Source organism: Rhodococcus sp. DMU1, assembly GCF_012272955.1.
In the GTDB taxonomy this organism is placed as follows: domain Bacteria; phylum Actinomycetota; class Actinomycetes; order Mycobacteriales; family Mycobacteriaceae; genus Rhodococcus; species Rhodococcus aetherivorans.
Genome location: NZ_CP050952.1, coordinates 4,996,382 through 5,010,629, shown reverse-complemented (window position 1 = coordinate 5,010,629; position 14,248 = coordinate 4,996,382). Strand labels below are relative to the sequence as shown.

Below are 14,248 nucleotides of genomic sequence, written 5' to 3'. Positions count from 1 at the left end.
CGACCCGCTCGATCCACTGCCCGAGGAGATACCCCGATGAATCCGATTCCCCTGCCACCGCTTCCGCACCTGAGCCGGCGCTCGTTCCTCGGACTCGGCGCCGCCGCCGGCGCCGTACTGCTCGGCGCATGCAGCACGAGCGGCGAGACCGCCCCCGCGGCCACCGCCGCGCCCCGGGACGGCGGCCGACTGCGAGCGGTGTTCGCCGGCGGCGGCGCACAGGAGGTGTTGGACCCGCACAAGACCAACCTGTACGCCGACGTCGCCCGCGCGAACGCGCTCTACGACAAGCTCGTCGAATACGGCGACGACCTCGGTCCGGTACCGCGGCTCGCCACCGCCTGGCATCCGAACGCCGACGCGACCACCTGGACGGTGGAGCTGCGCCCGGCGGTCTTCCACGACGGCCGGCCGGTGCGCGCCGCCGACGTGCTGTACTCCTACCAGCGGATCCTGGACCCGACGAACGCACTGCGCCCGCGGGCCTCTCTCGAGGTGATCGACATCGCGCGCTCCCGAGCTCTCGACGACCACATGATCGAATTCGTCTGCGCCCGCCCGTGCGGGGAACTGGCGAACGTGCTGGCCGCGTTCGGCGCCTACATCATCCCGGAGGGCACCACCGACTTCAGCCGTCCGATCGGCTCCGGGCCGTTCACGTTCGTCTCGTTCGAACCGGGTCGCTCGCTCGTCACCGCGCGATTCCCCGACTACTGGGACGGCGCCCCTCACGTGGACGAACTCGAGATCCTCACCGCTCCGGACGAGACCGCACGGATCAACGCCCTGCTCGGGGGGCAGGTCGACTACGCCGACGACCTCGGTGTCACCTCGGCGCGCACCTACGAAACCGATGCCCGGATGCAGATCCTGCGGTCCCCGCGCAGCGCGATGTCGGCGTTCGCGATGAAGGTGGACCGGCCACCCTTCGACAACGTGGATCTGCGGCGGGCGATGTTCGCCCTCGTCGATCGCGACGAGCTGGTCACCACCGTGCTGGGGAGCACCGGTGTGGTCGGCAACGACCTGTTCGGCAAGGACTTCAAGTACTACGCCGCCGACCTGCCGCAGCGCACCATGGACCTGGACGAGGCCGAGGCCCTGATCCGCAAGGCCGGCGCCCGGAACACCACCATCGAACTGCAGACCACCGGCGCCACCAATGGATTCGTCGAGGCCGCGAACATCCTCGCCGAACAGGCCGGTCGCGCCGGACTGCGCATCGACGTCAAGGTGACGGAGGGATCGACCTATTGGACACACACCCTCGACGAGGGTGTGTTGTCGAGTTTCCGTTCCGGGGCCATGCCCATCGAAACCCACTTCGCGCAGCGGATGCTGTCGACCTCGGCGAAGAACTACACCCAGTGGCGCCGCCCCGAGTTCGACGCATTGTTCGCCACCGCCAGCGAAACCACCGACGAGAACATCCGGGCCCGCGCATATCAGCAGATGCAGTCGCTGCTCCACAGCGAGGGAGGTCTGCTGGTGTGGGGCTTCTCCGACGGCCTGCACGGGATGGCGCCGCACCTGGCGGGGATGGCCGAGAACGCGCCCAGCAACACCCTCGGGTACGCCCGCTTCGACAGGGCCTGGCTTTCGTGATGCTCGCCCGCTACGCCGGTACCCGCCTCACGGTGGGACTGGCCCAGGTGCTGGGCGTACTCGTCGTCGTCTTCTCGATCGCCTCCGCGCTGCCGGGGGACGCTGCGGTGGTGATCGCGGGCGATGACGCAGATCCGAGGCGGATTGCGCAGCTACGCGAGCTCCTCGGGCTGGACCGGCCGCTGTCCGTGCACTTCGGGGACTGGCTGACCGGTCTGCTCGGCGGCGACCTGGGCACCTCCGTGGTATCCGGTCGCCCGGTCACCGCGATGCTGGGCTCGGCGCTGGCGCCGACGCTGACCCTCGCCGCTCTGGCGTTCGTGGTGCTCGTCCCGCTGGCACTGCTCCTCGGAGTGGTCGCCGCGGTGCGCCGCGGCCACCGGATCGACCGGGCCGTCACCGCCCTGACCGTAGCGTTCTACGCGGCACCGGAATTCGCGTTGGCGATCGTGCTGGTGGCAGTGTTCGCGGTCGGGCTGGGATGGTTCGCGCCCACCGCGGTCGGCGCCGGCGGTCCGTTGCTGATGCAACCGGAGCTGTGGGTGCTGCCCGTACTGGTGCTGGTGATCCGCCCGGTGTGCTCGCTGTCGCGGTTGGTGCGCTCGTCGCTGATTACCACCCTCGACACCGAATACATCCGGCACACCCGTCGCCTCGGTGTGCCCGTGCGCCGGGTGATCTGGCGGCATGCCCTGCCGGGCTCGCTCACCCCGGCGGCACAGCATCTCGCGCGGGTCGCCGATTGGCTGCTCGGCGGGGTCGTGGTCGTCGAGGCGGTGTTCGCGCTCGGCGGTCTCGGGCAGTTGCTGGTCAGCGCGGTCAGCAGCCGCGACATTCCGCTGTTGATGGGATTGGTGACGGTGTTCGCGGTGATCACGGTGGCGGTGAACACGGTCGCGGACATCGCGGCGTTCCAGCTCAACCCCACGGCCGGACTGGCATCGTGACCGGCTCCACGCTTCTCGAGCGTGCGGGTGGGCGGTCCCGGGTGCGCATCGGGGCTGCCCTGACCGCGGTCCCGCTCGCGGTCGCGCTGCTGGGGCCCCTGTTCACCGAACCCGGTGCCCGTGGCCCGGCGTTCACCTACGGGGACCAGTGGCTCGTGGGAACCGACTCCGAGGGGCGCGACCTGCTCACGCAGGTCCTGCTCGGGGGGCGCTCGCTGGTGCTGGTGGCCGCGGCATCCGTGGCCCTGACCTACCTGCTCGCCGTGCCGTGGGGGGCAGCTGCCGCGACCGCTCGGGTACGGATCGTCGACGAGATGCTGATGCGCCCCCTGGACCTGCTGCTGTCGCTGCCGTCGATCATGGTGCTGCTGCTGGCCGTTGCGCTCACCGACGCCGACCTGGTCGTTCTGACAGTCACCGTGGCGGTGCTGCTGTTCCCGGATGCGGCGCGTCTGGTGCGGGCATCGGCGCTGCACGCCGCGCACACCCCGGCCATGGAGGCGCTGCTGCTGCAACACGAAACCTGGTGGCGCCGGCACCTCGGCTATCTGGGACGATCGCTGCTCCCGGTCCTCGCGGCAGACGCAGGACTGCGGTTCGTCGGGGCGATCTACCTGGTTGCCTCGGCCAGCTTCCTGGGGGTGAGCGCGGACTCCGCCGGCACCGACTGGGCCGTGATGATCGACCGCAACCGCGCGGGCCTCGCCCTGGTCCCGTGGGGTGTCGTCCTGCCCGCGGCCCTGATCATCGCCTTGGCGATGGGTGTGAATCTGCTGTTCGACTCCGGCGCTCGCGCGGTAACACGCGAGGTGTCGACGAGGAAGTGGCGATGACCGAGGTAATCCCGGCGGCCCCGGCCGCCGCTGTGCCCAGCGGCACCATCCGAGTGCGCGGTCTGACCGCACGGACACGGGATCGGCTCCTGGTCGAAGGCGTCGACCTGGACATTCCCGCCGGGGTGGTCACCGCGCTCGTAGGGGCCTCCGGGAGCGGCAAGACCACTACCGCGCTGGCCTTGATGGGCGAGCGCCGCCCTGGGGTCGAAGTGACCACGACCGCCCTGGACACGGGCGGGGCACGGTTCGGGTATGTGCCCCAGCACCCCTCCTCGGCGCTGAACCCGGCCCTGCGGATCGGTACCGTGCTCGACGACATCGCTCGTGCCGGCCGACGGCACGGGCATCCGGTGACCGTGGCCGACGCACTCGAACGTGCAGGATTCGCCGATGATCCGGGCATGCTGCGCCGTTACCCGCATCAACTGTCGGGCGGACAGCAACAACGACTGGTCATCGCCCAGGCTCTGCTGACCGACCCGACATGCCTGATCCTCGACGAACCCACTACCGGGCAGGACCCGGCTCGTCGCACGGCGGTCCTCGACGAGATCACCCGACTTGCCCGGCAGGGCCTGACGATCGTGCTCGTCACCCACGACCTGGACGCGGTCCGCGCGGTCGCCCAGCGTGTGATCGTCATGGGCGGCGGCCGGGTGCTCGAGACCGGTGACGCCGCGATCCTGCCGGTCGCCGCCCCGCGGATCCCGCAGACACGCGCCGACAGCGCTGATTGCCGCCCGACCCGGGCCGACGCCCGGTTGATCCTGGACGCCGTCTCGGCGGGGTACCGCAACACCGAAGTTCTGCAGCGTTACTCGCTCTCGTTGCAGCCGGGCGAATGTCTGGCACTTCACGGCCCCTCGGGTTGCGGTAAGACCACCGCGGCTCGGGTCGTCGCGGGCTTGCACCCACCCACGGCCGGGCGGGTTCTTCTCGACGGCCACCCGTTGGCCGCATCGGTACGGCGACGGACCCGGCACCAAGCGGCGGCGATCGGGTACGTCTTCCAGGACGCCAAGGCGGCCTTCGACCCGTACCGCAGCGTGTGGGATCAGATCCTGCGCGGTCCGACACGCCTGCGCGGTGCCACCGGCCCGGAAGCGGCCGCGGCGGCCCGCCGCGCGCTCGACCAAATGGGTCTGGCCGAACGGATCACCCGACAGCATCCCTCCGCCCTTTCCGGCGGCGAGGCCCAGCGCGCCGCCCTCGCCCGTGTCCTGGCGGTCGAGCCGTCGCTGCTCATCTGCGACGAAGTCACCACGGGACTCGACCCCGCATCCCGACAGCGGGTGCTCGACATCTTGTCCGATCTCGTACGAACACAACGCATATCCCTGCTGATGATCAGCCACGACGGCGCCGTGGTGGACGCGGTCGCCGACCGGATCGTCGACATGACGCTCCCGGCCACGAACGGGGAACCGCCGTGAGCGCGCATCGCCGCGTCCGTCGCCGAGGAAACCCGACTGTATCCGCACCGAGCCCGAACCGGACAAATCACTCGCGTTCGGGGAGCCGGTTGTGTCAGTCTCTCGGACATGACCGTGCACGACGCCCTCACCATCCGTACCGCCACCGACGACGACTGGCCGGCCCTGGAGCTGCTCGACTCGGTGGCGTTCGGGTATCACCCCATCGATGCCGATCGGACGCTGCTTCGTCCGATGTTCCGCACGGAGAACATCGTGGTGGCGACCGAGCGGGGGGCGCCGATCGGTCAGGCGCTGTATCTGGACATGGAGCTCACCGTGCCCGGCGGGCACCAGGTCCCGGCATGTGGTGTCAGCTGGGTTTCGGTCGCTCCCACGCACCGTCGCCGCGGCGTGCTGCGGTCGATGTTCACCGAACTGCACCGCCGGATGGAGGCGACCGGGGCACCGCTGGCCGCCTTGACCGCCAGCGACGCCGGCATCTACGGGCGCTTCGGATACGGTCCGGCCACCGTCGCCACCGAGGTCACCGTCGATCGGCGCTTCGCTCGCTTCCGCGAGGACGCCCCCGATCCCGGCGGGGTGGTCCTTGCCGACGCTGTGACGGCGGCCAACCAGTTGCCGGAACTCTACGACCGGTGGCGGTTGCGCACGCCGGGAGCGCAGGCACGTCCGAAAGCCGAGTGGGACTACACCTTTGCCGATCCCGAAGAGCGCCGCGACGGCGCCTCGGCGCTGTTCTTCCTGGTTCATCCCGACGGGTACGCGACCTTCCGCCGCAAGGGATCCGACGCCGAGCCGGTCGCGGTGGTCGAGGAGTTGGTCGCGATCACCGACGACGCTCACGCCGCGCTGTGGCGCACCCTGTGCGGACTGGACCTGACCCACCGCATCGAAACCGTCCAGCATCCCGACGATCCGCTGCGCCTGCTGCTGACCGACTACCGCCTGCCGCGCACCACCTCCCGGGTGGACGAGTTGTGGCTGCGGATCATGGACGTGCCGGCCGCGTTGACCGCCCGCGACTATGCCGCCGATCTGGACACCGTGCTGACGGTCCGAGATCCGTTCCGCAGCGCCGGGGGCACTTTCGCGTTGACGGTACGCAACGGCCGGGCCCGGTGTGTCCGCACCGACTCGGCGCCGGTGATCACGCTGGATCTGGACGCGCTATCCGCGTTGTATCTCGGCGCGCACAGGGCCCGCACATTTGCTGCCGCCGGCCGGGTGGAGGCGCGCAGCGCCGGTGACATCGACGACCTGGACCGCGCATTCGACGTCGCCCGCCCCGCAATGTTGGGCTGGCACTTCTGAATCGAGCGCTGACCTGTGTCTTATCGGCACAGTGCGGGGCTCTCGTGATCTGGTCGGATTTCTCGAGTTGTGACCTTCAGCAGTCGGCGGGCCGGGAGGGCGCCGCTCAGACACCCGAGTTAGGGGTCAGGGCTCGGCCGGGGGCACGACCTGCTGACCCGGGTGTAGGCGTGCCTGCAGCTCGATCCCGCCGCCGGTCGGTGCCGGCGGCAGCGCACCGTCCACACCACCAGCACCCACAGTGCCGCCCGGGGCGTGCCGAGCCTGGAGCCGATGACGTCGACGGTGGCTGTCGATGCCACGGTCAGCCACACCAGCACGATCACCGAGGTTACCGCCGCGAGCCCGCCACACCTCCGGACTGCGCGGACCGGCGACGCGTCAGCTCGGCGACGTCGATTCGACGACGTGTTCAGGTCAATCGGCGACCAGTCGCGCCGACCCGTAGCGTCCTGCGCCGTGCTCTCGTTGTCGACGGATCACGTAGCAGCCCGGAGCGATACCCGTCGCCCCGTGCTCGGGGTGAAGAAGATACGCCGTCCCGGTGGTCTCGACGATGCCCAGAGCGAGACCCATGGTGTCCCGGACGGGCGTCGTCCACGTGCAGGTGCCCTCGTCGGCGACGAGGGAATGCGGGTTGCCGCCGGCGGCGCTCCGCAGCAACTCCACTCCCGACCGTGGCACCCGGATGGAGCGCGCCCACGGTGTGCGTTCGACGGCGGCACCGACCACCGGGTAGGGGATGACGATCAGATCACCTTGGGCCTGGAGACCACCGGTCACCGGGACGGTGACCTCCCGGTCCAGGTGGTCGAGGACGTCCAGCCCGCTGAGGGCCGTGAGGTCGGACAGTGTGAGTTCGGAATGCATGGGATCACCTTGGTGGGGTTCAGGTTCGGCGAACGAGTTGTGCATAGTCGGTACCGCTGATGCCATAGGTCCAGCCCGCGGCGTCCAGAGCGGACGGAACCCATTCGGGGACGTGAAGGCCGTACCGGCGCCGTTGCCCGTCGCGTTCGACGGAACCGTTGACGACGAGCAGGATCCGGCCGGGGCGACCCCAACCGGTCGGTGATGCATACAGTCCGAGCGTGCATCCCGGGTTTCCCGGATCGTCTGCATGGTCCACGAGTGCGAGCGCAGCCATGTCGATGTACCTGTCCCAGCCGATTCGCTCGACAGCGCATCGGCGGACCTCGACATTGCGCTCGTCGTTGATCCGCTCGACGGTGGGATCGAGGACGACCCAATCGGGAACGACGGTGCCATGTTGCACGAAAACATGGCTGCCGTCCGAGAATTCGAGCGCCGGACGATCGGGGTGGTGTAAGCGGCGTTCGTTGTGGACGCCCTCGGGTGTGGGTTCGGTGTGCACGGCGGTGGGCCGTTCGGCCATGACGCAGACTCCGTCGAACGCCCACCACCACCCGGTGGCGCGGACCAGTGCGGCCTGAAGGTCGAGAAGGTCGTCGTCGCGCGACTCGAAGCTCGCGAGGCCGAAGCGTCGGACCGTGTCGTAGTACGCGACCCTATGTGCCTCCTGTTGCCCGTACCAGGTGACGCCGGGAGTCGGGCGCGGCCACAGTGTGCGTATCGCCGTCGCGACACCGACGTACAGAGAGGTCCGCAACGAATCCCACACGGCCGCACGAACGAGCGGGTCCGGCCGGTGCCGCCGAAGTATGCGCGCGTCCATCCGGTCACGGGACGCGGACCAGAGTGCGGCGATCCCTGCCGAAGGGTGTGCAGGCTTTCCGAAGCGCAGCGGGGGGACCGATAAGCCTTCGTCGGCAATCAACTGCAGTGCCGCTGGGGGAGAGGGTACCCAGACGAACTCCGGTTCCTCGAACCCCGCTCGTCGGTAGAGTCCTGCGACGGCGGATTCCGCGGAGGGCCGGTCGGAAGGTCTCGTACACAGTCCTTGCGCGAGCCAATGGTCGCGCCGGACGGACACCGCGGCGGCAATCGCGTGAGGATCGGTGATTCTGGTGGACAGGGTGCGGTGTGGAACCGCTGATGAGATCGGCACGGCGCTCACCGGATGGTGGCGGTGGCCGCCTTTCCTGTAGTCATGATTATCGAGGATGGCACGGGAAGGCTCTGGGCGCAAGCAATTGTCCCGCCCAGGCATTCGGACGTGGACGAAGAACGGCGCCTACTTCATCGGCCGATCGTGACCGTCATCGATCGTCGTACGGGACTGCTGCAGAAGGGCATTCTCGGAGCTACCGCCGCGTCCAGGGCAACGGATCGACACATGGGCAACGGCGCGCGCGTCAGCCGATCTGCTCGAAGAGGGACACGATGATCCCTTCGGGTCCACGCACGTAGGCCATCCGCACGCTGTTCTCGTACTCGCCGATGCCGCCGATGAGCCCGTATCCGTCCGCAGCCACCGCATCGACGGCCGCTTGGAGGTCGCCGACCTCGAAGGACACGTTGCGCAGCCCGAGCTCGTTGGCCATCGCCAAGGGTGATCCGGGCACGTGGTCGGGCGTGACGAAGGTTGCGAGCTCGAGTCGGGTCCCTCCGTCGGGCGGCCGCAGCATGGCGATCTCACAGTGCGCTCCGGGGATGCCGCAGACGGTCTCCACGAACTCGCCCTCCACGGATCCGGTGCCCTCCACTTCGAGACCCAGTCCGACGAAGAACGCTGTCACCGAGTCGAGGTCCGCGACGGTGATGCCGATGTGGTCGAAACGTTTCACGTGCGCCATGGGATCCATCCTCCGATTGTCGTTGTGCCGATGCTGGGACGGAGGCGGGTCTGGGATCTCGACATGTACTTGCCGCAGAGCTGCGGGCGACCCGTGGTGTCGAAGGTCGCTGCCGTCCTGCACGTACCGGACCTCGCTGGTCATGGGCACGCATCCAGTGTTGTCCCGGGTGCTACGAAACCTGAGAAGTGACACGCGAGCGACCGGGCCGTCCGCGACGTCACCGAGGAGATCGGCGAGGAGTGGATCACCCGGCCGTCGACGGCGGGCGGCTCACAGGCCGTCGGCGCGTAGCCAGGTGCGGAGGCGGCGTCGGGCGTTGGTGTACGGGGAGGAGGTGTTGAGCTGGATCATCCGTCCCGCGGTGTACGTGCGATACCAGGGCGCGCCGTAGAGTTCGCCGTTGTCGAGCCCACGCACCAGGGCAACGATGCGGTCGTGGGCGGCATCGAGCCGCTGCAGCAGCTGCGGCCACGGTACGTCGGCATGATCGCGGTAGAACTTCTGCGCCGGCGAGCCGAGTTGGTTCCAGGTGAATCCCGGTGCCGGGAGTTGCGGTTCGATGCCGCGAGCGCGGTCGTCGTGCCACGAAACGACCAGTTCGTTCCATCCGATCAGGTACGCCACCAGATCGGCCGGGCTCATCCGGGTTCCGGTGCGGTGCCCGGGCAGCGACGCCTCCCGGGCCCGTTCGACTGGCACACGTTGCAGCGCGCGCGTGAGCGCGCCGTACGTCTCGGTGAGGGCGCGCAGCAACTCGTCCTCGGTGTGCGGTACCGGCATGCGTGTCTCCGTGTGGCGGGCGGTGGTGTCGGCATGCACGGTATCGGCGACGGTGGTTCCTGTGCCTGGCGACGGCCCCGGTCAGACCACCGGCGCCGGGTGGTCGATCCCGAACCGGCCCCGGAAGAACAGCATCGGCCGCTCCTCGCACACGGTGTCCAGCTCGAGCACCCGGCCGATGATCACGTCGTGATCGCCGGCGACGTGCACCTCGTGCACCTCGGCGTGCACGCGCATCAGCACGTCCGGCAGTGTCGGCGTCCCCCACCGGGAGACCTCCCAGTCGAGTTCCTCGTACCTGCGGCCCCGGCTCGAGCCGAACCGCGCGCACAGGTCGGACTGGTCCTCGCGGAGCACGTTGACGCAGAAGCGCCCCGCGGCCCGGATGCGCGGCCACGCGCGGCCCCGGTGATCGGCGCAGATGAGGATCAGCGGCGGCTCCAGGGACACCGAGGCGAACGACTGGCACGCGAACCCCACCGGGCCCGCGTCGTCCAGTCCCGTCACCACGGTGACCCCGGTGGCGAACTGTCCCATCACCCGGCGCATCTCCTCCGGATCGGGCGCAGCGACGGTCGATCGTGCGAGTGTCGTCGTCTCGAGGGGCATGAGTCCACCTCCGGTTGTGGGGACGGATCGGCGTGCATACGCCGTGGTCGATGCGACCGACGCTAGGGCAGGCCCGGCGTGCCCCCCATCGGGGTCCCGCTGAGCGGAAGCGGCCGCGCGCGCCGCCTCGGCGGGCCGGGCGATCTCGCTGAACGGGATGGTGTATGGCCGCTGCGGGCCACGGCTGGCAACCTGCGGTTCGTATGGGCGGTGCGCCCGGCACCACGGCGACGAACAGGGACGACGATGACGGATGTGAGCTACGAGGGGACCTTGAAGGAACTCTCCACCGACCAGGGTGTGCTGCGCTACCACGAGGCCGGCGACGGCCCGCCGCTGCTCCTGCTGCACGGCTCCGGCCCGGGGGTGACCGGTTGGCGCAACTACCGCGGCGTCCTCGCCGACTTCGCGCGGCACTTCCGCTGCCTGGTGCTCGAGTTCCCCGGCTTCGGCGTGAGCGATCCCGGCGACGGCCACCCCATGGTGATGGCCCAGGGCGCCGTCGGCACCTTCCTCGACGGCCTCGGCCTCGGGGCCGTGGACATGATCGGCAACTCCATGGGCGGGATCGTCGCCACCAAGGTCGCCATCGACGAGCCGCACCGGGTGCGCAGACTCGTCACCATCGGCGGCATGGGAAAGAACGTCTTCGCGCCGGGGCCGGGCGAGGGCATCAAGCTGCTGATGGAATTCACCGACAATCCCACGCGCGAGGGGCTCGTCCGCTGGCTCCACTCCATGGTCTACGACCCGGCCGTCGTCACCGAACAGCTGATCGAGGAGCGCTGGGCGCTGGCGACCGAGCCGAAGACGCTCGAGATCGCCCGCCGGATGTACAGCTCGCAGGCGTTCGCGGCCGGCGCCGCGGCCGCCGCGGCGTCGAACGCGACCCCGTACTGGGCGCAGCTGCACAAGATCAAGGCCCCCACCCTGCTGACGTGGGGCCGCGACGACCGGGTCAGCCCCGTCGACATGGCGATGCTGCCCATGCGCGACATCCCGAACAGCGAGCTGCACACCTTCCCGAAGTGCGGGCACTGGACGATGATCGAGGCCCGCGACGCGTGGCTCTCGGCCGTCCTCGCCTTCCTGCTGCGCGACGAGCGGCGGACCTAGCCCACGGTCCCGCTGAGCGGGAGAGCTTTTGCCCTCCCACCTGCGCATATGTCACCTTTCGAGTCAGTCGATCGGCGCGGAGAAGAAGCGCGGATCCTTCACCAGTTCCAGGAGTGCACGATGCTCGACGGTTCGCAGCGAATCGCCGCCGCCGATCTCTTGTGGGCCGCCGAGCGAGACCGCGCCCCGATCGGTCCGCTGACGGAGACGTTCCCCGAGATCGACGTGGTGGACTCGTACGAGATCCAGCTGATCAACATCCGCCGGCGGCTCGAGGCCGGCGCCACGGTGTACGGCCACAAGGTCGGGCTCTCGTCCGAGGTCATGCAGAAGATGATGGGCGTCGACGAACCCGACTACGGGCACCTGCTCTCGACCATGGTGTACTCCGAGGACGAGCCGATCGACACCGCGCAGTTCTGCTACCCGCGCATCGAGGTCGAGATCGGCTACGTCCTCGGCGAGACGCTGCCCGGCGCGGACTGCACCGAGGAGGACGTGCTCCGGGCCACCGAATACATCGTTCCCAGCATCGAACTCATCGACTCCCGGATCGAGGACTGGCGCATCGGCCTCGCCGACACGATCGCCGACAACGCCTCCTCGGCGGGCGTGATCCTCGGTGCCGGCCGCATCGCGCCGGACCGGGTCGACATCGGCGGTATCGCCGCGGTGCTGTACCAGGGCGACGAGGAGATCGCGCGCGGTGCGGCGGCCGCCGTGCTCGGCGACCCGACCCGTGCCGTGGCGTGGCTGGCCCGCAAGGTTGCCGGCTTCGGGGTGCGGCTCGAGGCCGGGCACGTGATCCTGCCCGGCTCGTGCACCCGCGCGATCGACGCCCGGCCGGGCGACACCTTCCGGGCCGAGTTCAGTGATATCGGCTCTGTCTCAGTCGAATTCAAGTGAGGAACAGACCAGTGACCAAGGCTACCGCCGCGATCGTCGGGCCCGGCAACATCGGCACCGACCTGATGTACAAACTGCTGCGCTCGGACGTCATCGAGCCGCGCTGGATGATCGGCGTCGACCCCGCCAGCGAGGGGCTCACCCGGGCGGCCGCCGAGGGTCTGGTCGCGAGCCACGAGGGCGTGGACTGGCTGCTCGCCCAGGACGAGCGCCCCGACGTGATCTTCGAGGCCACCTCGGCCTACGTGCACCGGGTGAATGCGCCCCGCTACGCCGAGCTCGGCATCCAGGTCGTCGACCTCACCCCGGCCGCCCTCGGACCCGCCGTCGTGCCCGCCGTGAACATGGGGGAGCACGAGGACGCACCGAACGTTAACCTCATCACCTGCGGCGGCCAGGCCACGATCCCGATGGTGCACGCCGTCTCCCGCGTCACCGAGGTGGAGTACGCCGAGATCGTCGCGAGCGTCGCTTCGCCGTCGGCCGGTCCCGGAACCCGCGCCAACATCGACGAGTTCACCATCACCACCAGCCGCGGCATCGAGACGATCGGCGGTGCCCGAACGGGCAAGGCCATCATCGTTCTCAACCCCGCCGAACCGCCGATGCTCATGCGCGACACCGTGTTCTGCTCGATCCCCGAGGATGCCGACCGGGACGCGATCGCCGCGTCGATCCACGACGTGGCCGCGACCGTGCAGGGCTACGTTCCCGGTTACCGGCTGCGTGCCGAGCCGCAGTTCGACGATCCCACCCCGATGAGCGGCGGGCGCGCCCGGGTCGCGATCTTCCTCGAGGTCGAGGGCGCCGGCGACTTCCTGCCGCCGTACTCGGGCAATCTCGACATCATGACCGCGGCCGCCACCAAGGTGGGCGAGAGCTTCGCGGCCAAGCTGCTCGCCGCCCGCGTGTAGACCCCCACCGCAGACCGTACTTTCGAAGGAACACAGTCGATGCCCTACAGCGCAGATCTCGACATCCGGATCACGGACTCCTCGTTGCGTGACGGCTCCCACGCCAAGCGTCACCAGTTCACCGTCGAGGACGTGTGCTCCATCGTCGGTGCGCTCGACGATGCCGGCGTGCCCGTCATCGAGGTCACCCACGGCGACGGCCTCGGCGGCTCGTCGTTCAACTACGGCTTCAGCCGCACCACGGAGCAGGAGCTCATCAAGGCCGCCGTCGAGACGGCGAGGCAGGCGAAGATCGCGTTCCTGATGCTCCCGGGGCTCGGGGTGCGCTCGGACATCCGGGAGGCCGCCGACAACGGTGCCGCGATCTGCCGGATCGCCACGCACTGCACCGAGGCCGACATCTCCGCCCAGCACTTCGGTCTCGCCCGGGAACTCGGCCTCGAGACCGTCGGATTCCTGATGATGTCGCACAGTCAGCCGCCCGAGGTGCTCGCGAAGCAGGCCCGCATCATGGCCGACGCCGGCTGCCAGTGCGTGTACGTCGTCGACTCGGCCGGCGCCCTCGTCCTCGAGGGGGTCTCGGACCGGGTCGCGGCTCTGGTCGCCGAGCTGGGCGACGACGCCCAGGTCGGATTCCACGGCCACGAGAACATGGGCCTCGGCGTGGCCAATTCGGTGCTCGCCGTGCGGGCCGGGGCCCTGCAGATCGACGGGTCCACCCGCCGGTTCGGCGCCGGTGCGGGCAACACCCCGGTCGAGGCGTTCGTCGCCGTGGCCGAAAAGCTCGGTATCCGAACGGGTATCGACACCCTGAAGATCATCGACGCCGCCGAGGACGTCGTCCGGCCGGTCATGGACGGCGAGTGCCTCCTCGACCGGCTGTCGCTGACGATGGGCTACGCCGGTGTGTACTCGAGCTTCCTCAAGCACGCCGCCGCCCACGCCGAGCGGTACGGGGTCTCCGGTGCGGAGATCCTCATCGAGGCCGGCCGGCGCAACCTCGTCGGTGGCCAGGAAGACCAGCTGATCGAGATCGCCGTCGGTCTCGCCGCCCAGAAGTAGACCCCC

14 protein-coding genes are annotated in these 14,248 nt (G+C 69.4%); 9 read left to right on the top strand and 5 right to left on the bottom strand.

What is annotated here, in order from left to right:
• The first annotated feature begins 36 nt into the window (after window positions 1-36).
• From HFP48_RS22775 to HFP48_RS22755, 5 genes are all read left to right on the top strand, one after another.
• Window positions 37-1,605: an ABC transporter substrate-binding protein gene (locus tag HFP48_RS22775; protein WP_168580096.1), complete on the top strand. Its 1,569-nt coding sequence runs from the start codon at window positions 37-39 to the stop codon at window positions 1,603-1,605.
• Window positions 1,605-2,552 (top strand): ABC transporter permease, encoded by a 948-nt coding sequence (locus tag HFP48_RS22770; RefSeq protein ID WP_168580095.1) that lies wholly within the window; start codon window positions 1,605-1,607, stop codon window positions 2,550-2,552. The genes HFP48_RS22775 and HFP48_RS22770 overlap by 1 nt, the downstream gene beginning before the upstream one ends.
• A complete protein-coding gene (locus HFP48_RS22765) occupies window positions 2,549-3,385 on the top strand; it encodes an ABC transporter permease subunit (protein ID WP_006944265.1) in 837 nt (278 codons plus the stop codon). The genes HFP48_RS22770 and HFP48_RS22765 overlap by 4 nt, the downstream gene beginning before the upstream one ends.
• Window positions 3,382-4,821, top strand: coding sequence for an ATP-binding cassette domain-containing protein (locus HFP48_RS22760; protein WP_168580094.1), 1,440 nt, complete (start codon window positions 3,382-3,384; stop codon window positions 4,819-4,821). The genes HFP48_RS22765 and HFP48_RS22760 overlap by 4 nt, the downstream gene beginning before the upstream one ends.
• 108 nt (window positions 4,822-4,929) lie before the next feature.
• Window positions 4,930-6,135, top strand: a complete 1,206-nt coding sequence (locus tag HFP48_RS22755) for an enhanced intracellular survival protein Eis (protein ID WP_006935090.1) — start codon at window positions 4,930-4,932, stop codon at window positions 6,133-6,135.
• A 417-nt stretch (window positions 6,136-6,552) separates the two neighbouring features.
• Here HFP48_RS22755 and HFP48_RS22750 read toward each other — a convergent pair whose 3' ends face one another.
• The 5 genes from HFP48_RS22750 to HFP48_RS22730 all read right to left on the bottom strand — a co-directional run bounded on the left by HFP48_RS22750 (window position 6,553) and on the right by HFP48_RS22730 (window position 10,244).
• Window positions 6,553-7,005: a hypothetical protein gene (locus tag HFP48_RS22750; RefSeq protein ID WP_050035883.1), complete on the bottom strand. Its 453-nt coding sequence runs from the start codon at window positions 7,003-7,005 to the stop codon at window positions 6,553-6,555.
• 19 nt (window positions 7,006-7,024) lie between these two features.
• Entirely contained in the window at window positions 7,025-8,173 is a 1,149-nt protein-coding gene (locus HFP48_RS22745) for a DUF6745 domain-containing protein (RefSeq protein WP_168580638.1), read from the bottom strand.
• Window positions 8,174-8,411: 238 nt separating this feature from the next.
• On the bottom strand, window positions 8,412-8,852 hold the full coding sequence (locus HFP48_RS22740) for a VOC family protein (protein WP_029545944.1): 441 nt from the start codon (window positions 8,850-8,852) through the stop codon (window positions 8,412-8,414).
• Window positions 8,853-9,125: 273 nt separating this feature from the next.
• Window positions 9,126-9,635: a ClbS/DfsB family four-helix bundle protein gene (locus HFP48_RS22735; RefSeq protein ID WP_029545942.1), complete on the bottom strand. Its 510-nt coding sequence runs from the start codon at window positions 9,633-9,635 to the stop codon at window positions 9,126-9,128.
• 81 nt (window positions 9,636-9,716) lie between these two features.
• Window positions 9,717-10,244, bottom strand: coding sequence for a flavin reductase family protein (locus HFP48_RS22730; protein WP_029545940.1), 528 nt, complete (start codon window positions 10,242-10,244; stop codon window positions 9,717-9,719).
• 246 nt (window positions 10,245-10,490) lie between these two features.
• Between HFP48_RS22730 and HFP48_RS22725 the strand changes: the two genes are divergently transcribed.
• The 4 genes from HFP48_RS22725 (at window position 10,491) to dmpG (ending at window position 14,242) form a co-directional block, all read left to right on the top strand.
• Window positions 10,491-11,360, top strand: a complete 870-nt coding sequence (locus HFP48_RS22725; protein ID WP_029545938.1) for an alpha/beta fold hydrolase — start codon at window positions 10,491-10,493, stop codon at window positions 11,358-11,360.
• A gap of 120 nt (window positions 11,361-11,480) precedes the next feature.
• A complete protein-coding gene (locus tag HFP48_RS22720) occupies window positions 11,481-12,266 on the top strand; it encodes a 2-keto-4-pentenoate hydratase (RefSeq protein WP_006935104.1) in 786 nt (261 codons plus the stop codon).
• 11 nt (window positions 12,267-12,277) lie between these two features.
• On the top strand, window positions 12,278-13,180 hold the full coding sequence (locus HFP48_RS22715; protein ID WP_006935110.1) for an acetaldehyde dehydrogenase (acetylating): 903 nt from the start codon (window positions 12,278-12,280) through the stop codon (window positions 13,178-13,180).
• A gap of 39 nt (window positions 13,181-13,219) precedes the next feature.
• Window positions 13,220-14,242 carry a 4-hydroxy-2-oxovalerate aldolase gene (dmpG, locus tag HFP48_RS22710; protein ID WP_168580093.1) on the top strand — a complete coding sequence of 341 codons (1,023 nt, stop codon included), beginning with the start codon at window positions 13,220-13,222 and terminating at the stop codon, window positions 14,240-14,242.
• Window positions 14,243-14,248 lie beyond the last annotated feature (6 nt).